This window comes from Erythrobacter sp. SG61-1L (assembly GCF_001305965.1).
In the GTDB taxonomy this organism is placed as follows: Bacteria; Pseudomonadota; Alphaproteobacteria; order Sphingomonadales; family Sphingomonadaceae; genus Andeanibacterium.
In genome coordinates this window covers 476,701-500,938 of record NZ_JXQC01000003.1, presented here as the reverse complement: position 1 = coordinate 500,938, position 24,238 = coordinate 476,701, and the positions used below count along the sequence as shown (strand labels likewise).

Annotated in this window: 22 protein-coding genes; 13 read left to right on the top strand and 9 right to left on the bottom strand. The window is 63.8% G+C overall.

Annotation, left to right across the window (positions count from 1 at the left end; genetic code table 11):
• Nucleotides 1-113: 113 nt before the first annotated feature.
• Complete coding sequence (locus SZ64_RS02565) at nt 114-791, top strand: CDP-alcohol phosphatidyltransferase family protein (RefSeq protein WP_054529397.1); 678 nt, start codon at nt 114-116, stop codon at nt 789-791.
• A 39-nt stretch (nt 792-830) separates the two neighbouring features.
• Here the strand turns inward: SZ64_RS02565 and SZ64_RS02560 are convergent, their stop codons facing one another.
• A complete protein-coding gene (locus SZ64_RS02560) occupies nt 831-1,964 on the bottom strand; it encodes a site-specific DNA-methyltransferase (protein ID WP_054529396.1) in 1,134 nt (377 codons plus the stop codon).
• Nucleotides 1,965-2,245: 281 nt separating this feature from the next.
• Between SZ64_RS02560 and SZ64_RS02555 the strand changes: the two genes are divergently transcribed.
• Complete coding sequence (locus SZ64_RS02555; protein ID WP_054529395.1) at nt 2,246-2,959, top strand: sulfotransferase family protein; 714 nt, start codon at nt 2,246-2,248, stop codon at nt 2,957-2,959.
• Between the two features lie 224 nt (nt 2,960-3,183).
• Here SZ64_RS02555 and SZ64_RS02550 read toward each other — a convergent pair whose 3' ends face one another.
• Entirely contained in the window at nt 3,184-3,819 is a 636-nt protein-coding gene (locus SZ64_RS02550) for a ribonuclease HII (RefSeq protein ID WP_054529394.1), read from the bottom strand.
• Between SZ64_RS02550 and SZ64_RS02545 the strand changes: the two genes are divergently transcribed.
• The 5 genes from SZ64_RS02545 (at nt 3,818) to SZ64_RS02525 (ending at nt 8,489) form a co-directional block, all read left to right on the top strand.
• Nucleotides 3,818-4,999, top strand: coding sequence for a PQQ-dependent sugar dehydrogenase (locus SZ64_RS02545; RefSeq protein ID WP_054529393.1), 1,182 nt, complete (start codon nt 3,818-3,820; stop codon nt 4,997-4,999). The two genes, SZ64_RS02550 and SZ64_RS02545, sit on opposite strands and share 2 nt — an antisense overlap.
• Nucleotides 5,000-5,116: 117 nt before the next feature.
• Nucleotides 5,117-5,644 carry an N-acetyltransferase gene (locus SZ64_RS02540; protein WP_054529392.1) on the top strand — a complete coding sequence of 176 codons (528 nt, stop codon included), beginning with the start codon at nt 5,117-5,119 and terminating at the stop codon, nt 5,642-5,644.
• A 22-nt stretch (nt 5,645-5,666) separates the two neighbouring features.
• Nucleotides 5,667-6,272: a CoA pyrophosphatase gene (locus SZ64_RS02535; protein ID WP_054529391.1), complete on the top strand. Its 606-nt coding sequence runs from the start codon at nt 5,667-5,669 to the stop codon at nt 6,270-6,272.
• Complete coding sequence (locus tag SZ64_RS02530) at nt 6,265-7,455, top strand: CCA tRNA nucleotidyltransferase (RefSeq protein WP_054529390.1); 1,191 nt, start codon at nt 6,265-6,267, stop codon at nt 7,453-7,455. The genes SZ64_RS02535 and SZ64_RS02530 overlap by 8 nt, the downstream gene beginning before the upstream one ends.
• A 281-nt stretch (nt 7,456-7,736) precedes the next feature.
• The gene (locus SZ64_RS02525) at nt 7,737-8,489 is read left to right on the top strand and encodes a hypothetical protein (RefSeq protein WP_054529389.1); all 753 of its coding nucleotides are present in this window, start codon (nt 7,737-7,739) and stop codon (nt 8,487-8,489) included.
• A gap of 69 nt (nt 8,490-8,558) precedes the next feature.
• On the opposite strand, the gene parC is transcribed toward SZ64_RS02525, so the two are convergent.
• From parC to SZ64_RS02505, 4 genes are all read right to left on the bottom strand, one after another.
• A complete protein-coding gene (parC, locus tag SZ64_RS02520; protein ID WP_054529388.1) occupies nt 8,559-10,844 on the bottom strand; it encodes a DNA topoisomerase IV subunit A in 2,286 nt (761 codons plus the stop codon).
• A gap of 175 nt (nt 10,845-11,019) precedes the next feature.
• Nucleotides 11,020-11,352, bottom strand: a complete 333-nt coding sequence (locus tag SZ64_RS02515) for a 2Fe-2S iron-sulfur cluster-binding protein (RefSeq protein ID WP_054529387.1) — start codon at nt 11,350-11,352, stop codon at nt 11,020-11,022.
• Between the two features lie 2 nt (nt 11,353-11,354).
• Entirely contained in the window at nt 11,355-12,443 is a 1,089-nt protein-coding gene (locus SZ64_RS02510; protein WP_054529386.1) for a cysteine desulfurase family protein, read from the bottom strand.
• A 113-nt stretch (nt 12,444-12,556) separates the two neighbouring features.
• Nucleotides 12,557-13,594, bottom strand: a complete 1,038-nt coding sequence (locus SZ64_RS02505) for an aminotransferase class V-fold PLP-dependent enzyme (RefSeq protein WP_054532055.1) — start codon at nt 13,592-13,594, stop codon at nt 12,557-12,559.
• 117 nt (nt 13,595-13,711) lie between these two features.
• Here SZ64_RS02505 and SZ64_RS02500 point away from each other — a divergent pair, with 117 nt between their 5' ends.
• Nucleotides 13,712-14,368: an alpha/beta hydrolase gene (locus SZ64_RS02500; RefSeq protein ID WP_054529385.1), complete on the top strand. Its 657-nt coding sequence runs from the start codon at nt 13,712-13,714 to the stop codon at nt 14,366-14,368.
• A gap of 190 nt (nt 14,369-14,558) precedes the next feature.
• On the top strand, nt 14,559-15,230 hold the full coding sequence (locus tag SZ64_RS02495; RefSeq protein WP_054529384.1) for an energy transducer TonB: 672 nt from the start codon (nt 14,559-14,561) through the stop codon (nt 15,228-15,230).
• 134 nt (nt 15,231-15,364) lie between these two features.
• Here the strand turns inward: SZ64_RS02495 and SZ64_RS02490 are convergent, their stop codons facing one another.
• The gene (locus SZ64_RS02490; protein WP_054529383.1) at nt 15,365-15,571 is read right to left on the bottom strand and encodes a hypothetical protein; all 207 of its coding nucleotides are present in this window, start codon (nt 15,569-15,571) and stop codon (nt 15,365-15,367) included.
• Between the two features lie 79 nt (nt 15,572-15,650).
• Here SZ64_RS02490 and SZ64_RS02485 point away from each other — a divergent pair, with 79 nt between their 5' ends.
• From SZ64_RS02485 to SZ64_RS02475, 3 genes are all read left to right on the top strand, one after another.
• The gene (locus tag SZ64_RS02485) at nt 15,651-17,498 is read left to right on the top strand and encodes a DUF885 family protein (protein WP_054529382.1); all 1,848 of its coding nucleotides are present in this window, start codon (nt 15,651-15,653) and stop codon (nt 17,496-17,498) included.
• 1,109 nt (nt 17,499-18,607) lie between these two features.
• Nucleotides 18,608-19,744 (top strand): aminotransferase class V-fold PLP-dependent enzyme, encoded by a 1,137-nt coding sequence (locus SZ64_RS02480; RefSeq protein ID WP_054529381.1) that lies wholly within the window; start codon nt 18,608-18,610, stop codon nt 19,742-19,744.
• 224 nt (nt 19,745-19,968) lie between these two features.
• Nucleotides 19,969-20,904, top strand: coding sequence for a GGDEF domain-containing protein (locus SZ64_RS02475; RefSeq protein ID WP_054529380.1), 936 nt, complete (start codon nt 19,969-19,971; stop codon nt 20,902-20,904).
• Nucleotides 20,905-21,093: 189 nt separating this feature from the next.
• On the opposite strand, the gene SZ64_RS02470 is transcribed toward SZ64_RS02475, so the two are convergent.
• On the bottom strand, nt 21,094-21,417 hold the full coding sequence (locus tag SZ64_RS02470) for a hypothetical protein (RefSeq protein WP_054529379.1): 324 nt from the start codon (nt 21,415-21,417) through the stop codon (nt 21,094-21,096).
• A gap of 198 nt (nt 21,418-21,615) precedes the next feature.
• Nucleotides 21,616-23,208 (bottom strand): phosphoenolpyruvate carboxykinase, encoded by a 1,593-nt coding sequence (locus SZ64_RS02465; protein ID WP_054529378.1) that lies wholly within the window; start codon nt 23,206-23,208, stop codon nt 21,616-21,618.
• A gap of 244 nt (nt 23,209-23,452) precedes the next feature.
• On the opposite strand from SZ64_RS02465, the gene SZ64_RS02460 reads away from it, so the two are divergent.
• Nucleotides 23,453-24,220: a response regulator transcription factor gene (locus SZ64_RS02460; protein WP_082384409.1), complete on the top strand. Its 768-nt coding sequence runs from the start codon at nt 23,453-23,455 to the stop codon at nt 24,218-24,220.
• The last annotated feature ends 18 nt before the right edge of the window (nt 24,221-24,238 follow it).

The following is a 24,238-nucleotide window of genomic DNA, read 5'->3' as shown; positions in this document are numbered from 1 at the left end:
CCTTCCGCCCTATCAGCAGGGCGGGCGCTGGCCAATGCCACATTGGGACAGGGGCCTGTCGAGCCTCAAGAAGCGCGCTTGTGAATGTTTCAGTTTGATTACATAAGTTGACCATGACAACAGGCCAAAAGGCTCACCAGCCCGTCGCACGGATTCAGCAGAATGTTCTGGCGGTTTCCGAACGTCGGCTCCTCAACTGGATCTGCGCGAGGCTGCCCGCATGGGTCACGCCCGACCTGCTGACCGGAACCGGCGTGGCAGGCGCGGTGGCGATCTTCGCCGGCTATGCGCTCAGCACCTTCAGTGTCTATTGGCTGTGGCTGGCCATTGCCGGCTATGTCATCCAGTGGTTCGGGGATTCACTCGACGGCAGCCTTGCCCGCTTCCGCAAGATCGAGCGCCCGCACTTCGGCTATTTCATCGATCACAGCTGCGACGGGCTGACCCTGCTGCTGATCCTCGCCGGGATCGGCCTCAGCCCCTATGTCTCGTTCAACGTCGCGATGGTGACACTCGCAGGCTATCTGCTGCTGTCGATCCACGCCTTCCTGGCCACGCATGTGCTGGGCGAAATGCGCCTGTCCTATCTCGCCATGGGGCCGACAGAACTGCGTTTCGTGCTGATCGGCACCACCTTCGTGATGATGATCATGGGTTATGACCGGGACTGGTTTGCCGATGTATCCGGCTTCGACCTGACCTTTGGCGGCGCAGGTGCGCTGATGATCCTGATCTTCGTGGTGCAGACGCTGAAGACCGCGAAGCAACTGGCAGCGGAAGAGCGCCGGTAATCCCGGCGCCCTTCCCGCGCGGTCAGCAGTCTTCTCGGATCAGTCTTCGATAGTCAGCAGGTAAAGCTGGCGCAGCGCATCCAGCGGCTTGACCTCGCCCTGATGCTCCAGGTGCCAGAAGGTCCAGCCATTACAGCTGGGCGCACCCTGCAAATTCTTGCCGACGCCGTGGATCGATCCGGTTTCCGTGCCGGAAGCAATCGAACCGTCCGCCCGCACCTGCGCATGGAAACGGCCCTTCTTGTCGAACAGGGCAGTGCCCGGCGTAATGAGGCCGGCTTCCACCAGCGCGCCGAAGGCTACCCGCGGTGCGTCCTTGCGGCTCTGCATCGTCTTCAGCGCGCTTTCATCGAGCGGCAGGGCCATCTCGATACGCTCCAACGCGGCTTCGCGATAAGTGCCTTCCCGCTCGCAGCCGATCCACTCGCGGCCCAGGCGCTTGGCCACCGCGCCGGTAGTACCGGTGCCGAAGAACGGGTCGAGCACGACATCGCCCTTCTCGGTAGTGGCAAGCATCACGCGATAGAGCAGCGCCTCGGGCTTCTGCGTGGGGTGGACCTTGGAGCCGGCCTTTTTCAGGCGTTCCTGCCCGCTGCAGATCGGGATCACCCAGTCGCTGCGCATCTGAAGTTCGTCATTCAGCGTCTTCATCGCGCGATAATTGAAGTGATATTTCGCCTTCTCGCCCTGCGATGCCCAGATCAGCGTCTCATGCGCATTGGTGAAGCGCGTGCCGCGGAAATTGGGCATCGGGTTGGACTTGCGCCACACGATGTCGTTCAGAATCCAGAAGCCCAGATCCTGCAGGATCGCGCCCACGCGGAAGATGTTGTGGTAGGAACCGATCACCCACAGCGACCCGTCGGGCTTGAGCACGCGGCGCGCCTCGGTCAGCCAGTCGCGGGTGAAATCGTCATAGGCCTTGAAGCTGTCGAACCGGTCCCAATCGTCGGTCACGGCATCCACATGGCTGCCGTCCGGGCGATTGAGATCGCCCCCCAGCTGGAGGTTATACGGCGGATCGGCGAAGACCATGTCCACGCTCGCCGCAGGCAGGCTGCGCATGGCCTCGATGCAATCGCCGGTCAGGATCGTGCTGAGCGGCAGTTCGGGCCTTGCGGCAATATCAGTCTTTCGCGCGGTAGTGCGCGGCCTTGTCAGGACTTGAACCATCAAAAAATACCCCTGTACTTATCCACAAGGGTGAATCCTCCGGAGTCCCGCGTCAACCCACGAGTCGCTCCACATGCGGCGGACCGAGTCGAGGCGCCGACGAGAACGAATAGAGTCCGCCACAGCATCTTGAGTCCCGGCGCGTTGCAGCGACTCGATATGTAGGGGGTGTGGCCGCGCGGACTCGAGTGCGGATTTTTTCATCCACAGCTTGCGGTTTGGCCACGCCGCGCCACACTGCCCCATCGGGATACCGACCGGACCACCGGAGGGAGAGGGCAATGGCGTTGCAGGTAATCGGGGCCGGACTTGGCCGCACGGGCACGTTTTCACTGAAATTCGCACTGGAACATCTGGGTTTCGGCCCATGCTATCACATGTCCGAAGTGCTGGCCTCTGCGCGGCGCAGCGTTCCGCTGTGGATCGAGGCGGCGCAGGGCAGAGCGGATTGGGACGCAATCTTCGACGGTTTTGCCGCTACCTGCGATTATCCGGGCTGTACCTATTGGCGCGAACTGGCTGCCTATTACCCGCAGGCCAAGATCATCCTGACCACGCGCGACGCGGACAGCTGGTTCGATTCCGTGAGCGCGACGGTCTTTTCCAAACCCCACCGCGCCACTTTCAGCGATGGGCCGCTCGCACCTTTCTTCGATGCGACTGTCTATGCCGATTTCGGCGACCGGATCGACGACCGTGCCTTCATGACCGACTATTTCCGCCGCTGGACCCAGCAGGTGATCGACGCCGTGCCGCCAGAAAGGCTGCTGGTCTATTCCGCGCGCGAAGGCTGGGAACCGCTCTGTGCCTTCCTCGGCGTGCCCGTGCCGGACCTGCCCTATCCCCGGGTGAATAGCCGGGAGGAAATGGCCCATGGGCGTGAGGAAGCAAGCCATCAGAGCGGCGAAAACAGCGGCCCACCCTCGCCCGAGCAGTTGGAGGCTTTCGCGCGGGCCTATATCGACCAGCTCAAGGCGGAGGCCTTTGCGGGGTAGGTGCTCCACGGCTCACTCACAGGGATGGGCTGCGCCCTCCACTCACCTCCGCTCGCCCTGAGCCTGTCGAAGGGCGCGCAAGACGGCAGTTCCTGGAAGAATCTTCACGCTTCGCGGTATGCCATGCCCCGGGTTGCATGTCAGCGCGTGTCCTTCGACAGGCTCAGGACGAGCGGATGTCGGTTAATTCTGGAACGGACCACGCACCTTGTGCGCATCGCCCCCTAGAACAGCTCCATCTGTGCCACGGGTGCAAAGCTCCTGCGGTGCAGCGGGGTCGGGCCGTGGGCGCGCAGGGCAGCGAGATGTTCGGGCGTGCCGTAGCCCATGTTCTTTTCCCAGCCGTAATGCGGGTGCGCCAGTGCCGCCTCGCGCATCATACGGTCGCGATATTCCTTGGCGATGATGGAGGCGGCGGAGATTGCCGGTTCCAGAGCATCCCCGCCCACGATGGCGCGGGCGGGCCAGCGCCATTCCTCCCGCCTGCCCGCCGGCGTCATGTTCCCGTCGATCAGCACCTGCGCGGGCTGCGCGCCCAGCGCATCGCAGAGATTGGCCACTGCTAGGCTCATCGCCAGCATGGTGGCCTGGAAGATATTGATCCGGTCGATCTCTTCCACGTCCACCACGCCGATGCCCCATGCGCAGCGTGCGCGGATCGAAAGGTCCAGCTTGGCGCGCCTGGCGGGGGACAACTTCTTGGAATCGTCCAGTCCTTTGGGCCGGGGCTTGCACAGCACCACGGCTGCGGCCACAACCGGGCCAGCCAGCGGCCCGCGACCAGCCTCGTCCACACCGGCGAGAATGTTTTCTGCACCAAGCTCGGCACAAAAACGGGGATCAGGTGTTGAGCAGAGCATGAACAGGAATTTCCGGGCTTCTGCCCCGCTTCTTGCCCTTGCCGCGCTTGCTCTCGCAAGCTGCAACTCCGCCTATTCCGGGGATAGTTCGGCGCAATCCGTCGTCAATTCAACGGACGGTGTAATCGGCCCCTTTGCCGTCACCCAGATGGGTGCGTTCAACGAACCATGGGCCATGGCGTTCGAACCCGGCACCGGCAATCTGTTCATCACCGAAAAGAAGGGCGCGATCCAGTTCCTTACGCCCAGCGGCGCCATTGGCGAGGTGAGCGGCGTGCCCGAAGTGGCCTATGGCGGACAAGGCGGGCTTGGCGATTTCGTGTTCGCGCCGGATTACACCACCAGCCACCGGATCTATCTGAGCTGGGCCGAGCGCGCGGAAGACCCCAATCCGGAAAACAAGCGCCGCGCCGTGGTCGGCATGGGCAAGCTCAATTGCACCGACGATACGAAATGCGCGATAGAAGGGCTGAAAGTGATCTGGCGGCAGGAACCTGCTATCGCCAGCTTCGGCCATTTCTCCCATCGCATCGCCTTCTCGCCCGATGGCAATCACCTGTTCGTCACCAGTGGGGAACGGATGCAGGGCGCCCCGGCGCAGGATCTGAACACCAATCTGGGCAAGGTGGTACGCCTGATGCCCGACGGCTCCCCTGCCCCCGGCAATCCCTTTGCCTCCATGGGCGGCGTTTCCGCGCAGATTTGGTCTTACGGCCACCGCAACCTGCTGGGGCTGAAGTTCGATGGTCAGGGCCGCCTGTGGGAGCTTGAGCATGGCCCGGCGGGCGGTGACGAGCTGAACCTTGTCGAACCCGGCAAGAATTACGGCTGGCCGCTGGTTTCCGATGGCGACGATTATTCGGGCACGCCCATTCCGCGCAACGCCACTCGCCCCGATCTGGCGGCCCCCGCAATCGCCTGGAACCCGGTAATCGCACCGGGGGATTTCATCTTCTATTCGGGCGGCCTGTTCCCGCAATGGCGCGGCAATGCGCTGATTGCCGGCCTCAAGACACAGGCGCTGGTGCGCGTGGCGATCGAGGGTGACAAGGCGCGCGAGATCGAACGCGTCAATCTCGGCATGCGCCTGCGGGACATCGTGCAAGGGCCCGATGGGGCCATCTGGGTGGTGGGCGACGGTCCGGGCGGCAAGCTGCTGAAGCTTACCCCGAAGGAATAGCGGGTCGCGGGCAGTGTGCCCGCTGATCCGCACCCCTGTACGGAAGTTGCGACGATAATCTCAACCAATGCGGTTTTGATTGCGCCACACCGCGCATGACCCTATCGCGCGCGGCCCATGGACGCTGCCGACTCTTCCCCCACCCTGATCCCGCTCGATGCGGTGGACCCCGCGCTGGTTGAGCAATTGCTCGACCGCGCTTTCGGGACAGACCGGCACGGCCGAACCGCCTACAAGGTGCGCGAAGGGATGGACTGGCTTCCGGGCCTCAGCTTCGCCGCGCTGGACGATGAAGGCCATCTGGTCGGCACGATCCAGACCTGGCCGGTCGCCCTGACCGACCCTGAAGGGCGTGCCCATCCCATGCTGATGGTCGGCCCGGTTGCAGTCGTTCCCGAACGACAGGGTGAAGGTTACGGCCAGGCACTGATGCTGGCCATGCTCGGCGCGCTGGATGACCGGGCACCCCTGCCGCAGGTGCTGATCGGCGATGCCGATTATTACGGGCGCTTCTTCGGATTCAGCGCCGCCCCCACTGGCGGATGGCAAGTCCCCGGCCCCTATGAGCGAGACCGGCTGCTGGTGCGCGCCGTGAACCCGGCCGTGCTCCCCAGCGAAGGAACGCTCGGCCCTTGGCGGGGCTAGGCAGTTCTGGCAGGGCATTCTTATGGGCCCGCTGTTCGACAGGCTGAAGATCATCTTTGACGAAGGCCACGGCGTGCAGCTTCCCGGCCTGCGGACCGATGCGGCCTTTGCCCCGCCCGGCGAAGTGCGCCCGGCCGCGGTGATGATCGGCGTTACCGACCGGGCAGAACCGGGCGTGATCCTTACCCATCGTCCGCTGGCCATGCGCCAGCATGCCGGGCAAGTGGCGTTTCCGGGCGGCAAGCTCGATCCGGGTGAGGATGCAGTTGCCGCCGCACTTCGCGAGACGCATGAGGAACTTGGGATAAACCCTTCCGATATTTCAGTTATCGGCGCGACTGACCGGTTCATTACCGGCACCGGTTATGACATCACACCGGTAATGGGCGTTTTGCCGCCGGACCTGCCGATCGTGCCCAATCCGCATGAAGTGTCCGACTGGTTCGAGGCACCTTTGCACTTCGTGCTCGATCCGGCGAACCGGGTGCGCAAGCAGGCCGAATATCGCGGGCGCCTGCGCGAATATACCGAGATCGTGTGGGAGGGGCACCGCATCTGGGGCGTCACTGCCGCGATAATCGAAAACCTCTCGGAACGGCTCGCCTGGGAAGGACTTATCCGTGGCTGAAGTGCTCCCCGCCGCTCACTGGACACAGCGCGAGGACCTTGCCCGCCTGATCGACGCGCTGGGCAATGGGCCGGATGGCGCCGCACAGGCACGCTGGGTCGGCGGCGCCGTGCGCGACAGTCTGCTGGGCGTGGAACCTTATGACATTGACGCCGCCACGCCGCTCAAGCCGCGCGACGTCATGGCGCGGCTGGAACGCGCGGGCATTCGCACTATCCCCACCGGGATCGATCACGGCACGGTCACGGCGCTGCTGCCGGACGGCAAGGTGGAGCTCACCACGCTGCGCCGCGACGTTTCGACCGACGGGCGCCGGGCCACGGTGGAATATGCCAGCGAATGGCGCGACGATGCCGCACGGCGCGATTTCACGATCAATGCGCTCTATGTCGATCCGCGCACGCTGGAGATCTTCGACTATTTCGGCGGGTTGGATGATCTTGCCGCCCGGCGCGTGCGCTTCATCGGCGATGCCCGCCAGCGCATCCGCGAGGATCACCTGCGCATCCTGCGCTACTACCGTTTTCAGGCGCGTTTCGGATCGGGCCTCGATCCCGAGGCGGAGGAAGCCTGTGCGGAGCTGGCCGCCACGCTGAAGGGCCTCAGCCGGGAACGCGTGGCGATGGAACTGCTGAACCTGTTGGGCCTGCCCGATCCGACCGACACGCTGCTGCGCATGTATCAGCGCGAAGTGCTGGGCGTCGTGCTGCCCGAAGTGACGCAACAGGCAATCGAAAACCTGCCCGGCCTGATCGCGGCGGAGAAAGCCGCCGGTATCGCCCCGCTGGCAATCCGCCGGATGGAGGCCCTGCTGCCGCCCTTGCCCACGGTGGCCGAAGGGGTTGCGGCGCGGTTGCGCCTGTCGCGCGCCCAGCGCGAGCGCCTGTCCTGCGTCGCCGCGCGCCAGTGCGACGACGGCGCCGATCCACACGCCCTTGCCTATCGTTGCGGGCTGGATTGCGCGGTGGACCGCCTGCTGCTGTCCGGCAGCGATCCCGCCCCGATCATGGGCTGGGCCATTCCAGAGCTTCCGCTGAAAGGCGGAGAGATCGTACGGCGCGGGGTAAAGGCCGGGCCGGACGTGGCGCGAATCCTGCGCACGGTCGAAGCGCGCTGGATTGCCGAGGGCTTTCCCGGCCGCGAACGGGTTCTGGACTTGCTCGAGAGCGAATTACCTGCCTGAACCGCGGCCTTCGGCCTGCTTCAGCTTCACTTCATCCCGGATTTGCGACCTTTGGGCGTTGCCAATCCGGAGGATTGATGGATAAGACACCCTTACATAACGCGAGCACCACTTGATAACCTTGGTTATCAAACGGCCCGTGCCTTTTGCAGCCAAGGCTGTATCGGGATTCCGCCCTTGCGCGGTGTCGGTGGCTCGCAATCCGGTTCTTGCGTTCCTTGCGCAGGTTTCTGCCCGCGATGCGGGCGTTCGGTTCGATTGAACTAAGACGGAGTAGGTTGATGAAATTCACGAAGTTGGTCGCAGCTTCCCTTCTTGCCATGGCGAGCATCCCGGCGGCTGCGCAGGACGATGTCGGCCTGGCCGTCGGCGCAATGGTTTACGGGTCCGATGCAGGCGAAGTCGGCAAGATCGTGGAAGTCGGCGACGGGTATGTCATCGTGGATACCGGCACGCACAAGGCCACTCTGCCCAATGAATCCTTCGGCAAGGGCGCCAAGGGCCCGCTGATCGGCCTGACCAAGGCCGGGCTGGACGAATTCGTGGCCAATGCCAATGCGGAAGCTGCCGCGAAGCTGGCCGCCGTGCTGAAGCCGGAAGCCTCCATTCAGGGTGCCGCTGGCGGCAATCTGGGCACCGTCAAGTCGATCGAAGCCGATGGCACCGTTGTGGTGACCTATAAGGGCCTCGACACTGCCTTCCCGAAGGACCAGTTCTACGCCAACGAAGCCGGTCAGCTGGCCCTGCCCTTCACGGCCGAACAGCTCGATCAGGCCCTGGCTCCGCAGTTCGAAGCCGCCGCCAAGGCCAAGGCCGCGCTGGAAGCCGCGCTGACTGCCGGCAAGACCGTGAAGACTTCGGACGGCACCGAAGTGGGCAAGATCCGCGAGCTGGACGCCCAAGGCAATGTGGTGATCGACCGCGCCGCCGGCGCGCCCATCACTCTGCCGCGCAACCTGTTCACTGCCGATGCGGCGGGCAACCCCGCCCTGCTGATCGACAAGGCCGCGCTGGACGCAGCGACCGGCGCCTGAAATTCCCGCTGACAGCGACGGGAGAGGCCGGGTGCGAGCAATCGCGCCCGGCCTTTTTCATGGCTGCAATCAGAACTTGTTGTCGCGGGGGAAGCCGGTGGGCGGCAGGCGGCCGGCCGCCCCGCGCGCCACCTTCCACATGCGGATGTCCTTTTCGGTGCGGACGCGGCCCGTATCGCCGCCCATGGTCCAGCTCAGCCCATCGTCCAGCTTGAAAGTGACGGCATCGGACATGCCGCCATCGCGGTAACGCTGCAGCTGCACGCCCTGCCCGCGGCCCATCACGGGCACTTCCTGCAGGTGGAATACGATCAGCTTGCGGTTGTCGCCCACCACAGCGACGTGATCGTCTTCCTCGGCAATCGGACGCACGACGCTGAGCTTCACATCGCCCTTCACGTTCACCACCTGGCGGCCCTTGCGGGTTTCGGCCAGCAGCTCGTCCATTTCGGCGGCGAAGCCCTTGCCGTTCGTGGCGGCCAGCAGCAGCTTGCCCTTGGCCCTGTAGGCCAGCGCGGAGACGATCCCGGCATCCGCCTCTATGTCCACCATGGTACGGATCGGTTCGCCAAAGCCGCGCGCGCCGGGCAGCTTGTCCGCCCCCAGAGTGTAGAAACGGCCATTATCGGCGGCGATCAGCAGCTTGTCGGTCGTCTGGCAATGGAGCGCAAAGGCAGGCCCGTCGCCTTCCTTGAACTTCCATTCCTGATCGAGCGGAACATGCCCCCTGGCCGCGCGTATCCAGCCCTTGGCCGAAAGGATCACCGTCACCGGTTCCTTCTCGATCATGGCGTCCATGGTGAATTCCACCGTCGGCGCGGCTTCCGCAATGGTGGTGCGGCGGCGGCCGAGCGCAGTATCTTCCGCATAATCCTTGCGCAGGTTCCGCAGGTCGCGCTTCAGGCGCGTGCGCTGGCGTTCCGGCGAGGCAAGCAGCTTTTCAAGATCGTCACGCTCGGCCAGCAGGTCGTCCCGCTCCTGCCGCAGTTCCATTTCCTCCAGCTTGCGCAAGCTGCGCAGCCGCATGTTGAGGATCGCTTCTGCCTGCCGGTCGGTCAGGTTGAATTCGGCCATCATCACGGCCTTCGGCTCATCCTCGGTACGGATGATCTCGATGATCCGGTCAAGGTTGAGGAAGGCGATGATATAGCCTTCGACCAGTTCCAGCCGGGCCGCGATCCTGTCCAGCCGGTGCTGTGCGCGGCGCTGGAGGATGTCGATCTGGCTGGCAATCCAGTTGCCCAGCAGTTCCTTCAGCCCCATCACCATCGGCGTGCGGGTGGCATCCAGCACATTGAGGTTCAGGCTGAAACGGCTTTCCAGATCGGTCAGCTTGTAGAGCGATTCCTTGAGCAGTTCCGGGTCGATATTCCGGCTCTTGGGCACCAGCACGATGCGGATCTGCTCATCGCTTTCATCCCGCACGTCTTCCAGGATGGGCAGCTTGCGGTCGGCGATCAGCTGGGCGATCTGCTCGATCAGCTTGCCCTTCTGCACCATGTAGGGAATTTCGGAGATGACGAGCTGGTACTGCCCGCCGCCCAGCCGCTCTATCCCCGCATCGCGATCCGCCTCTTCCTTTGCCTCGGCCGCATGGAAGCGCCCGCGCACGCGGAAGGCGCCGCGCCCGGTTTCATAGGCGTGGGAAATCGCCGCCGGACTATCCACGATCACGCCGCCGGTCGCAAAGTCCGGTCCGTGGAACATTTCCATCAGCCGGGCATGTTCGACATGCGGATTGTCGACCAGTTCCAGCGTCGCGTCGATGATCTCGGCTACGTTGTGGCTGGGGATAGAGGTGGCCATGCCCACGGCAATGCCGGTGGCGCCATTGGCCAGCAGATTGGGGAAGAGACCCGGAAAGATTTCAGGCTCTTCTTCCTCATTATTGTAAGTCGGTATGAAGTTGACGGTGCCTTCGTCCAGCCCGTCCATCAACTGCATCGCCGTCTTCGTCAGGCGGGCTTCGGTGTAACGATAGGCGGCGGCATTATCGCCATCGATATTGCCGAAATTCCCCTGCCCTTCCACCAGCGGGTAACGCAGAGAGAAATCCTGCGCGAGGCGGACCATCGCGTCATAGACGGCAACGTCGCCATGCGGGTGATATTTGCCGATCACGTCGCCCACCACGCGGCTGGACTTCTTGAAGGCATTGGCCGGATCGAGCTTCAGCGCCCGCATCGCCCACAGCAGGCGGCGATGCACCGGCTTCAACCCGTCGCGCAGATCGGGCAGCGAGCGGGCGGTGATGGTGGAGAGCGCATAGACGAGATAGCGCTCCGACAGGGCGGAATCGAACGGTGCATCGACGATCGCGTCGAATGCGTCGTCGTCTTCGGTCGTGATGGCCATGGGATAGCCCTAACACCCCAAAGGCGGGTGCTCTAGCAAGCTTGTGCGGGAATCCACATTATCGACGGCAAATGTCGTCATTGCGAGCGGCAAGGCCGCGAAGCAATCCAAGGCCCGGCGCGCGACGTTATGGATTGCCGCGTCGGCTTCGCCTCCTCGCAATGACCAATTCCCCTCAATAACCCTGCGCGTCCTTGCTCTCGCGCGGGATGCGCACGGTCAGCCCTTCCAGTTCCGGCGTCAGCACGATCTGGCAGGACAGGCGGCTGGTGCGTTCCACTGCGGCGGCAAGGTCCAGCATGTCTTCCTCGTCATCGCTGGCGGGCTTGAGACGGCCGAACCAATCGGGATCGACGATTACATGACAGGTCGAACAGGCCATCTGCCCTTCGCACGTCCCTTCCAGCGGCATGCCGATGGCCTGCCCCGCCTCCAGCAGCGAAATGCCTTCTTCGCCTTCGGCATCGAGCCTGGTGCCATCGGTAGTGACGAATGTGACCTTGACCATCTCTATTCCTGCAATGCCGCCGCCTGATTGATCTTCCCGGCGGCTTCTTCGAGTTCTTCCATCGTCGTATAGCGCCCGAAGCCGATCCGGATCGAGCTTTTTGCCTCTGCATCCGAAAGGCCCAGCGCGCGCAGCACATGGCTGGGGCGGCCCGATCCCGAGGCACAGGCGGAGCCTGCGGAAAAGCACACGTCGCGCAGATCCGACATCAGGCGGGCAACGTCCAGTCCCTGGCGGCGGATGTTGAGATTGCCCTTCCAGCGGTCCGGCGCACTGCCGTTCAGCACCCAGTCCGCGAACAGGCTCCGCGCATGGCGCCACAGCATTTCGACATGGGCACTATCGGCATCCATGCGCGCGCGGGCGAGCTTGGCCGCCGCGCCGAAACCCGCGCATAAGGCCGGGCTGAGCGTGCCGGAACGCAAGCCCTGCTCCTGCCCGCCGCCGTGCATCTGCGGAACAAGCTCCACCCCATCCCGCACCCACAGGGCGCCAATGCCCTTGGGGCCATAAAGCTTGTGGGCCGAAATCGCGATCAAATCGGCCCCGGCAGGCGCGGAAAGCTTGCCCGCCCCCTGCACGGCATCGCACAGCACCAGCGCGCCCGCCGCATGGGCAGCCTGTGCCAGCGCATCGACCGGCTGGATCGTGCCGATCTCATTATTGACCTGCATGAGCGCGAGCAGGCCGAGTCCTTCGGGGAGGAGCGCATCGGCGCCGACCAGCCCATCGGCATCGACCGGCAGGATATGTGTGGGGCAGGTTTCCCGTACGGCCTCAGCACAATCGAGCACGGCGGCATGTTCGATGGCGCTGGCGGCAATCGCCCGGCCCGCGCGGGCAGTGCCCTTGATCGCCAGATTGATCGCTTCGGTGGCGCCGGAAGTGAAGATCACGCGCCCACCCGGCGGCAGCAGTGCCGCCACATGATCGCGCGCCGCTTCCACTGCCGCGGCGGCCTGCCTGCCCATGCGGTGCGGCGAATGGGGATTGCCGAAGCCCATGCTCTCCGGCCCGCCCAGCCACGGCAGCATCGCATCCCGCGCTTCCGGCGCGAGCGGAGTTGTGGCCTGATAGTCGAGATAGATCATGCAGGGCCCCTACCTCGTCATTGCGAGGAGGCGAAGCCGACGCGGCAATCCAGTGCCGGATATAAACGCCCTGGATTGCTTCGCCCTCCGGGCTCGTAATGACGAAGGAAATATCATCCGGCCGCCCGTCCGGCCACGGCGCGCCATTGTTCGAGAAAGGCCAGAATATCCGCCTCGCTCGTCTCGCGCCCGATGCTCACGCGGATTACTTCGCCCGGATCGGCATAGCCCATGGCGGAAAGCACGTGACTGACCTTGAGGCTGCCGGAAGAACAGGCGCTGCCCGCCGAAACCGCGAAGCCTGCCGCGTCGAAGCGGATCAGCTGCGCATTGGCCGACATGCCGGGCATGCGATAGGCAGCGATCGAGGGAACGCGCGCGGTTTCCACGCACAGCAACTCCCCGCCCGCCGCCGCAATCGCATCGTCCAGCAGGGCGCGCAGGCGCACCGCTTCGTCCAGCCATGCGCGATCCGCCTCCAGCGCCGCGACCATGGCCATGGCGCCGGGCAGGTTCTCCGTCCCGCCGCGATAGCCGCGTTCCTGCCCGCCCGTGGGCTTCAGCAGCGCCCAGTCGCGCACCAGCAATGCGCCGATGCCGATGGGGCCGCCGAATTTGTGTGCCGAAAGCGCGATCAGGTCCGCATCGGGCAAGGTGAGCTTGCCTGCCCCTTGCGCGCAATCGGCCAGCAGCACCCCGCCCGCGCTGCGCACAGCCTCGGCAATGGCGTTGAGCGGCTGGAGCACGCCCGTCTCGCTATTGGCCTGCTGCACGGCGACCAGCCCCGGCAATGCGCAATCGGCAGGGTTCACCAGCCCCAGCGTATCGACCGGCAGGCGCGCCGCATCGCCTGCGTGGCGCAGCACGGATTCGTGCTCCACCGCGCTCACCGCCAGCAGGGGCGCCTGCGCCTGTTTCAGCGCGATGGCCAGCGCCTCGCTGGCGCCGGAAGTGAAGATCACTTCCCCGTCCCAGCCCAGAGCCGCCTTCATCCGGGCGCGCGCATCCTCCAGCGCGGCACGGGCCTTGCGGCCTTCCGCATGGGGGCTGGAGGGATTGGCCCAGATGCCAAACCCCTCGCGCATGGCCTCCCCAGCCTCGGGCAGAAGGGGAGTGGTCGCAGCAAAATCGAGATAGATTCTTCGGGGCATCAAGGGCTTTTGCAGGCTTTCGGCGGTGGGCAATTGCGAAAATCGCACTCGGCACTATATAGCCAGCAACTCACCGCGCGCCAGCCGCGCACTCACCCGTTATTTCGAGAGCCGACCATGCCTGCTGTCATTTTTCCCGGCCCCGAAGGCCGCCTCGAAGGCCGCTTCCAGCCCGCCCCGCGCCCGCGCGCGCCGGTGGCCATGATCCTGCACCCGCATGCCCAGGCAGGCGGGACGATGAATGACCGCATCACGCAGCGTCTTTACAAGACCTTCGTGGATCGCGGTTTTGCCACCCTGCGCTTCAATTTCCGCGGCGTGGGCCGCAGCCAGGGCAGCTTCGACAATGGCGTGGGCGAACTCAGCGACGCGGCCGCCGCGCTCGACTGGGTGCAGTCCATCCATCCCGAAGCGCAGACCACCTGGATCGGCGGCGTCAGCTTCGGCGCGCTGATCGGCATGCAGCTGCTGATGCGCCGCCCGGAGATTCGCGGCTTCATCTCGGTCGCTCCGCCGGCCAATATGTATGACTTCTCGTTCCTGGCCCCCTGCCCGGCCAGCGGTCTGATCGTTCAGGGCGCGGCTGACACGGTGGTGCAGCCGCAGGCCGTGCAAAAGCTGGTCGACAAGCTGCGCACGCAGAAGCACATCACCATCCATCACGAGGAAATCCCCCGGGCGAACCACTTCTTCGAGCACGAGATCGAAGATCTGATGGGTTCGGTGGACAAATATCTCGACTTCCGCCTCTCGCCGGATTGTCCGATCCGTTAAGGCTGGAAAATCGCCGAAATCCGGGGCGGGTGCGCATTAGCGTGCCCGCCCCTTTCGTATTTCCGCTTAGCCCGATTTCACCGCTTGCCGACTCTTGCGAGCCATTGTAACGTTATAACATCAAAAGCGGTCGCCCGCTTTCCTGAGCACCCAGAACATAATGGGCGGCCGAAACAAAGGAGAGCATGCAATGGCCTATGTCGACCGTCAGAGTGGCGCCAGCAAAGCCACTTCGATCGCCACGGTGGCGATCGTCCACGCGGCTCTCGGAGCCGTATTGATTTACGGGCTGGCCGCGAAATTCGTGCCGAAGGAGGATGAGGGTCACTTGATCCTGACCGATTTTCCGACGGAAACACCGCCACCGCCGCCCACAGAAACGCCCAGTGCGACGCCTTCCAGCACGATCACCACGGTCAACCCGCCGCTCGACACCAGACAGAACACTGACGTGCAGGTCGAGACGCAGCCCTTCCCGACATCGACTGGAGTGGTGCTCGATCCGATACCCCGGCCCACCATCGCGCCGACCGTTCCGGTAACCCCGACACCTACGCCGCTCTTCACGCCGAAGAACCCCAGCCCCGCCAATGACCGCTCCGGCTGGGTGACGACGGCGGATTATCCGGCGCGCGACCTGCGGCTGGGCCACACCGGCACCACGAAATATCGCGTGGTCATCAGCAGTTCGGGCAAGGTGCAGAGCTGCGAAATCACCGGCAGCAGCGGCTTTGCCGGGCTGGACGAGGCGACCTGCAAAAATGTCTCGCGCCGCGCCCGGTTCGATCCGGCCAGCAATGCCAATGGCGAAAAGATCGTCGGAACCTGGTCCGGCTCGGTGAGCTGGCGGATTCCGGACTGAAGGGCACAACGCCCTGCTTCCATCGTCATTGCGAGGAAGCGAAGCTAAAGAAGCAATCCAGGGCACGGCACGCACCACCCTGGATTGCCGCGCGACCTTCGGTCGCTCGCAATGACGAAGTGATTTAGCCTGACCTACTTGGCGAGCGCGTCGGCCTTCTGGGCCGGCGCCTTGCCGCTTTCGTCAGGAATGGTCCAGATCAGCACATTGCCGATCATCACGAAGGCCAGCAGCACCATCAGTGCCACCTGCTTGATCTGGCCGCCCTTGCGCCACAGCACGAAGGCACCGACCAGCATGGCAAGAGAGGCGAGCATCAGGATGGAAAGCACGGTGTCCATTCCCCTCCCCTAGCGGCCCAGAACGGCGCTGCAAAGCACGCCATTTGACAGGGCTGGCGGTTCATTCCACACACCGCCCATGCAAAACCCGGTTCAGATGAAACTAACCCGCCGCCAGACCCTTGCCGGGCTGGGCGCGGGCATCTCCTCCCTCGCCCTTGCGGGCTGCATGGACAAGGCAGGCCTTTCCAGCGCGCCACCGCCGCAAACGGCAACTGCCCTGCTGGACGAAATCGCCTGGGATCTGATCGAACTGGAACCCGGCACCGCCACCGGCCTTGGCATCGACACGGGCGCGAAGGCCTATCTGCGATCGCGCATGGCGGACACCTCGCTTGAAGGCATGGTCCATTATGCGGGCAATCTGAAAGATGGGCTGGCAAAGGTCCGCGCCTTCGACAAGACGGGCCTGGATGCAGCCACGCTGACCAGCCTCGAAGTGGTCGAAAGCGCCTATGCCACTGCGCTGGAAGGCTTTGCCCTGCCCTATGGCGATGTGGCCACCGGCGGCTGGCGCAATGCACCTTACGTGGTGATCCAGAATGTCGGCGCCTATCTGGACGTGCCGCGCTTCCTCGATTCCGATCATCCCGTGCGCGATAAGGCGGATGCGGAAGCCTATATCGCCCGTCTTGAAGCCTATCCCGCGATGCTGGATGGCGAGACGGAGCGGATGCAGGCCGCCACGCGGCTGGGCGTGATCCCGCCCGCCTTCCTGCTCGACAAGGCAATTGCCCAGATGGAAAGTTCGCTCGCCGATGCAAGGCTGGGCGGCGGGCTGGTCACGTCGCTGACCGCGCGCACGAAGGATATTCCCGGCGACTGGGAAAATGCCGCCAGCCGTATCGCCACCGGCAAGGTGGTGCCCGCGCTGGAACGCCAGCTCGCCGAACTGCGCCTGCAGCGCTATCAGGCCAATAACGATGCCGGTATGTGGGCGCGGCCCGATGGGGAGGAATGGTATCGCTGGGCACTGAAGGCCAGCACCACCACTACGCTGGGGCCGGATGAAATCCACGAAATGGGCCTGACCCAGCTTGCCGAGATCCACGGCCGGATGGACGCCATCCTGCGGGACATCGGCTATAAGGACGGTTCCGTCGGCCAGCGCATGCGCGAACTGGGCGAAGACAAGCGCTTCCAGTTTGCGGAAGGCGACCCCGGCCGGGCGGAAATCATGGCCTTCATCCAGCAGCGGATAGACTGGATCAGGGCGCAGATGCCGCGCGCCTTCCGCACGCAGGTGCGCGCCAATCTGGAAGTGCGCCGCCTGCCCCTGTCCGAAGAACCCGGCGCGCCCACGGCCTATGGCGGTTCCGGCTCCATTGACGGGACCATCCCCGGCAAGATGTGGATCAACCTGCTGACCACCGATCTGCACCGCGAATATACTCTGCCCACGCTGGTGCATCACGAAACGATCCCCGGCCATGTGTGGCAGGGCGAATATGCCAACCAGATGCCGCTGATCCGTTCCCGCCTTGCCTTCAATGCCTATTCGGAAGGCTGGGCGCTTTATGCCGAACAACTGGCGGACGAACTGGGCGCCTATGCCGATCATCCCGCATGGCGGCTGGGCTATCTGCAGGATCAGGCCTTCCGCGCCTGCCGCCTGGTGGTGGATACCGGCCTGCACCACAAACGCTGGACCCGCGAACAGGGCGTGGCCTTCTTCGTGGAACGCAATGGCGACAATCCGCAGGAAGTAGCCAGCGAAGTGGACCGCTATTGCAGCTGGCCGGGCCAGGCCTGCGGATACAAGGTTGGCCACACCGAAATCGTGCGTCAGCGCGGCCTTGCACAATCGGCACTGGGCAACCGCTTCGACTTGCGGGACTTTGACGATGCCGTGGTGAAAGGCGGCAATGTGCCGCTGGACGTGCTGGCCAAGAACGTCGCCCGCTATGTGGAAAGCGCCAAGGGCTAAGCGGCGGTTTCAGGCGGAGGCCGCGAGCCTTAGGCTGCTTCCTGTTTCGTCATCCCCGCGCAGGCGGGGATCCAGCAGCAACCGCCGAATTGGATCCCCGCCTGCGCGGGAATGACGAGTGTGGGTTGGGTTCAGCCCCTGCCGCCTTGGTCATCCCGGACCTGTTCCGGGATCCAGCTTCTTCTTCCCGCCAGAAAGCTGGACCCCGGAATAAATCCGGGGTGACATGTGAAGTGCAATGGGTGCATTCGGTGTTTTCAATTGACATCACGAACCGTTTCGGTTATATGCCCCGCACCTTGCAGCAATAGCACGCTGCAAGCCTCCAATCCGGAGGGCGGCATGTCGACTGCCTTTCCTCCCTTGTTCGCTTTGAACAACGCGGCCGGTGCGGGTGTGTGTCTGTTGGGGGCGTTACCCCTTGGCAAAGCCGCCTGCGCCAGATGCGGTTACCGGATGCGCGGATTTCACCGGCCGCCCCCGATCCTGCCCCCTCTTGCGGGCAGGCCATCCGGGGCGTGCACGCAGAACCGCCAGTGGCGCGGGATCATCACCCGCGAGAAAGGGATGCCCGGCTGCGAGCCCGCGGGCGCCTTTTCCGGCCGGTCACCGATCGGGTTGAGCCAGGTGCATGGTGGATGCCCCCGGCCCTTCGCTATCCTTCCGCCCGCCTCCTGCACGCGCCATTCCTGACGCCGTGCCGGCCGCGCGATTGGTTTGTTTGCTCTGCGATGGCGGTAAGGTCCGGGTTTGCCGCCGGATGGGGTTCTTTGCCTGCGCCCGACTACAACCCTACCCTTCGTCATCCCCGCGAAGGCGGGGATCCAGCGGCAACGGTTGAACTGGGTTCCCGCTTTCGCGGGAATGACGAATTAAGCCCACACCCGCTCATCCTGAGCTTGTCGAAGGACGCGCGGAACATTTGCCCAGCCGGACCCATACAGGGCACCCAGCTCAAAACTCAGCGCGTGTCCTTCGACAGGCTCAGGATGGGCGGGGGTAGGAAGGCTGGGTCGGACAGTTCCCGAAAGCCCCCTCCCCAATACCAACTCCCATTTGCCTAGCGCGCCGAAACATGAAAAAGGCCCTCGCGACAAAAGGAGAGACACATGCCCGGTTTGCGCCCTGAAATTGATCCTGATGGCCTGCTCGAATTCTCGGTGGTGTTCACCGACCGTTCGCTCAACCACATGAGCCAGGCCTTCCAGGGCGTGATGCGCGACATCCACGATACGCTGTGCGAAGTCTATCACGCCAAGCGCGCCGTGGTGGTGCCGGGCGGCGGCACTTACGGGATGGAAGCGGTCGCCCGCCAGTTCGCCACCGATCAGAAGGTGATGGTGATCCGCAACGGGTTCTTCTCCTATCGCTGGACCCAGATTTTCGAAGCCGGTTCGATCCCTGCGGAAGAAATCGTGCTGAAGGCCCGCCGCACCGGCAATGGCGGGGCCGATGCGCCCTTCGCCCCCGTGCCGATCGAGGAAGCGGTGGCCGCCATCAAGGCGGAAAAGCCCGCCGTGCTGTTCGCGCCCCATGTGGAAACCGCATCGGGCATCATCCTGCCGGAAGATTATATCGGCGCACTGGCCGATGCAGTCCATTCCGTGGGCGGGCTGTTCGTGCTGGATTGCGTCGCATCGGGCTGTGCCTGGGTGGATATGGAAGCCACCGGCGTGGACGTGCTGATTTCCGCCCCGCAAAAGGGCTGGTCCGCCCCGCCCTCGGCCGGTCTGGTGATGATGCGCGACGTGGCGCTGGAACGCTGCCGCGAGACCAAGTCCACCAGCTTTGCCGCCGATCTGGGCAAGTGGAACACGATCATGGAAGCCTATGTGAACGGCGGCCATGCCTATCACGCCACCATGCCCACCGACGCGCTGCGCGTATTCCGCGATGCCATGCTGGAGACCAAGAAGATCGGTTTCGACAAGCTTTGCGCCGCCCAGTGGGAACAGGGCAACAAGGTGCGCGAGATGTTCGCCGCGCGCGGCATCAAGTCCGTGGCGGCCGAAGGCTTCGGCGCGCCGGGCGTGGTGGTCTGCTATACCGACGATCCGGAACTGCAGACCGGCAAGAAGTTCGCCGCCCTTGGCCTCCAGATCGCCGCTGGCGTGCCGCTGATGGTGGACGAAGGGCCGGACTACAAGAGTTTCCGCATCGGCCTGTTCGGGCTGGACAAGCTGAAAGATGTACCGGCCAGCCTGGCCCGTCTGGAAACAGCTTTCGATCAGGTTTTTCCGTCCTGAAACAAGCGGTTCGGGGGCGCACATGCCCCTACGGAAAGGGCGCCGAATCCTGTGGAAAAGCGCCCTTTCCCACGCACCCTTTAACGGGGTGTTAGGGATACTCGGCTACACGCTTGCCGATGGGCAGGAAACACGCGGTAGACCAGCGTGCGAAGGTGGACTCGGGCTTTTCGGAGCGGCGCAGTCCAGCGTTTCGCGTTACGCCGAAACAGGCGTGGGTCATCGTGACTCTCGGCGTCCTGCTGACTACCCTGATAGACTATGCGACGGGCAAGGACATCTGGGTCGGCCCGCTTTACATGACCTTCATCGGCGTGGCTGCCTGGTCCATCGGCTGGCGTCAGGCGCTGGCTACTTTCGCCGGCTGCGTGATCGCCAGTGGCTGGGTGAACAGTGACGGGATCTATCCCTATCACGGGCAGATTACCCCGCTGGACATCATCCTGCGCATTCCCCCGGTTGTGGCGATCATCGCCCTGCTCACTCATGCAAGGCACACTTGCGAAGTGGAATGGCGGCTTGCGCGCACCGATCCGCTGACGGGCGCGCTGAACCGCAAGGCCTTTTTCGAAATGGCCGGCGCGATAGAGGAAACCAGCGGCTGGCATGTGCTCGCCTATGCCGATCTGGACGGGCTGAAGGCTCTGAACGACATGCATGGCCACGCCCGCGGCGATGCCAGCCTGCAGGCCTTTTCCAAACATGTGCGCAGCGCAATCCGCAAGGATGACATCTTCGCCCGCATCGGCGGGGACGAATTCCTCGTCTATATGGCCGTGCGCGATGCACAGGCAGGCCTGACCGTGGCCAACCGCCTGCATCTGGCGATGAACACTGCCACCAATGAATTTGCCGATGGCCTGCGCTGCAGCGTCGGCGCGCTGATCCTGGCACCGGGCCGACGCTCTATCGACCGCGAATTGCGGCTGGCGGACGAGCTGATGTACGAAGCCAAGCAGAGCGGCGCCGCCCTGACCGTGGCAACCGCCCGCCTGCGCGGCGAGGATTTCGCATCGGAAGGGCGCTGGATGTCCACGCCCACCATGGCGCAGGCCGTTGCCGCGCTGGGCCAGGAATTCCGGCAGACTCCGCGAAGCGATGGCGGGCCGAACCCCTCTTCCGAAAAGCCCGGCCCGCTGCCGCCCCGAAAGGCGGCCTGACCGATCCTCGCCTGCCGTGAAGGCAGCCCCCTTGGAGGACCGGATTCAGGAACCCGCTTGCAGCCCGTAATCCGGGCAGCATCGGGCATGCGCACAGAGCATCATATAGAATCGGAAGCTCTTCATCCAATTCTATTTGTTAGAATGCTATCCGTTTTGCAGGGCGAGGGGCAATGCCCCCGCCATGGCTCAGCTCTTGCCGAACAGCCCCTTGGCCATGCCAGCAATATCGTCGAGCGGATTGCCGTCGCCATCCCGGTCGAGGATGTTGGCGAATTCCATCAGCGATCCCTCGCCGCCGATCTGGTCCACGATCTGCTTGAGCGTGCCGGTGGGCAGGCCCGTCTTCGCGGCGGCGGCTTCCACCGTATCGCCTTCAAGCTGATGGGCATGGCCCAATGCAGCAATCGCCTTTTCCGCCATTGCCGGATCAATGCCTACCTTGGCGGCCAGATTGGCCACATCGTCAGGCGAACCCGCAATGCTCTTCAGGATGGAATCGAATACGCTCATGCCGTGTACTCCCGGGCTGGCTGGTGGACTGGCTCACTTCCACGTCCATGATGCGCCCCCCACGCAGCGGCGCAAGCCTAAATTCTTCCAGTCGTAAAAGCGCCGGAAATGAAGGGCCTGGAAGCAGGAATCAGAAAAGGGGGCCCTTGCGGAACCCCCTTTTCCTCCTCTCCAACTCGTGTGCGGAGCTGGCGCGCCTTACGCTACGGGCGCAGCCTGCTTCACGCTCTCGTCGACATGGTCGGCAAATTGCTCGAAATTGTCAACAAAGAGCTGGACGAGCTTCGCGGCAGTCGCGTCATACTCGTCCTTATCCGCCCAGGTGGAACGCGGATCGAGGATCGAAGTATCGACCCCCGGCACGGCCACCGGCACATCGAAGCCGAAGTTGGGATCCTTGCGGAACTCGGCATTGTTCAGCGAACCGTCGAGCGCGGCATTCAGCAGCGCACGGGTTTCCTTGATCGGCATGCGCCGGCCAACGCCGTACTTGCCGCCGGTCCAGCCGGTGTTGACCAGCCAGCAGGACACGCCGCCCTTGGCGATGCGTTCCTTCAGCAGGTTGCCGTAGACGCTGGGGTGACGCGGCATGAAGGGCGCGCCGAAGCAGGTGGAGAACGTCGCTTCCGGTTCGGTCACGCCGATTTCCGTGCCAGCCACCTTGGCGGTGTAGCCCGACAGGAAGTGATACATGGCCTGATCCGGCGTGAGGCGCGAGATCGGGGGCAGCACGCCGAAGGCATCGGCAGTGAGCATGATCACGTTCGACGGAACCGGGCCGAGGTTTTCTTCCGAAGCATTCGGAATGAAGTCGATCGGATAGGCACCGCGGCTGTTTTCGGCGAGCGAATTGTCGTCGAAATCGAGTTCGCGGGTCGCCTCGTCCATCACCACGTTTTCAAGCACGGTGCCGAACATGCGGCTGGTGGCGTAGATCTCCGGCTCTGCCTCTTCCGACAGGCGGATCATCTTGGCGTAGCAACCGCCTTCGAAGTTGAAGACCGCCGTGTCCGACCAGCCATGTTCGTCATCGCCGATCAGCGTGCGGCTGGCATCGGCCGAAAGCGTGGTCTTGCCGGTGCCGGACAGGCCGAAGAACACCGCCGTCTTGCCGTCCGCGCCAATATTGGCCGAACAATGCATCGGCATCACGCCCTTGGCCGGCAGCAGGAAGTTGAGAATGCCGAACACGCTCTTCTTCATTTCACCGGCATATTTGGTGCCGCCGATAAGGATCAGCTTTTCCGACAGGTTGACCGCGATCACCGTCTCGCTGCGGCAGCCATGGCGCACCGGATCGGCAACGAAGCTGGGCAGGTCGATGATGGTGTATTCGGGAACGAAGCCATCGAGATCGGAAGCTTCGGGGCGCACCAGCAGAGTGCGGATGAACAGATTGTGCCATGCCAGTTCATTGATCACGCGCACGTTCACGCGGTGATCGATCTGCGAACCGCCGAACAGATCGGCTACATAGAGCTGGTTCTTTTCGCCCAGCGCCTTGAAGAAATCTTCCTTCAGCGCGGCGAAATGTTCCTGGCTCATTTCGACATTGGTCTTGCCCCACCACACGGTGTGTTCGGTCACGCCGTCGCGGACGATAAACTTGTCCTTCGCGGAACGGCCGGTGTGTTGGCCGGTTTCCACCACCAGCGGGCCATGGGCGGCGATGCGCCCTTCGCCATTGCGCACGGCATGCTCAACCAGAGGAGCCGTACCGAGGTTCGCGTGGATGGTCGCGGACGTGGCAATGCCCTGGCGGTCGAGGGGGAAGGAAAGCGAAGCAGTCAAGGTCGTCTCCAGACTAGGGGGCCAGAAGTTTCTGGGCCAGAATGCGGAAAGTTCCGCCAACCGGAATCGGGTTGCGCATAGTCGCACAAACACCCTTCGTCAAACTGCCACAAATGGGCCGAAAATACTGATTTAGCACAGGGTTTTACCGCACCTGCGTTGCAGCAGGAATCGGTTGAAGCGTTGTCTATCTGCCGCGAAAACGTTAATCCCCGCCTTAGAATTCAGCAGGACAGCGCACCTTATGGCCCATCTGCCAGGCTCCAGCACCACCAGTCCGGCCACCCCGGCGGGCGAACCGCAACAGGTGATCGCGCTGGTGGACGATGACCGCAACATTCTGGCCAGCGTTTCCATCGCGCTCCAGTCCGAAGGCTTTGCCACCCGGGTCTATACCGATGGCACGGCAGCGTTGAAGGCCCTGACTGAAAACCCGCCTGATCTTGCCGTGTTCGACATCAAGATGCCGCGGATGGACGGGATGGAACTGCTGCGCCGCCTGCGCGAGACATCGACCCTTCCCGTCATCTTCCTGACCAGCAAGGATGACGAGCAGGACGAGGCCGCCGGCCTTGCCATGGGGGCAGACGATTACATCGCCAAGCCCTTCAGCCAGAAACTGCTGATCGCCCGCATCCGTGCGATCCTCCGCCGCAGCACGATGGCACCCCAAAACAATGGCGAGCACGAGGATGCTGCGCCCGGCGGGGAGGAAATGCTGCGCGGCAGGCTTGCGATGGACCCGGCCCGCCACAAGGTGCACTGGGATGGCAAGGATGTGTCGCTAACCGTCACCGAATTCCTGATCCTTGAAGCGCTGGCCGCAAGGCCCGGCGTAATCAAGAGCCGCAACCAGCTGATGGATGCAGCCTATCCCGACGACGTCTTCGTGGACGACCGCACAGTGGACAGCCACATCAAGCGCATGCGGCGCAAGTTCCGCTCGGTCGATCCGGAATTCTCCGGGATCGAGACGCTTTACGGCGCAGGCTACAGCTTCTCCGATGGCTGAGAATGGCGAAATCAGAAG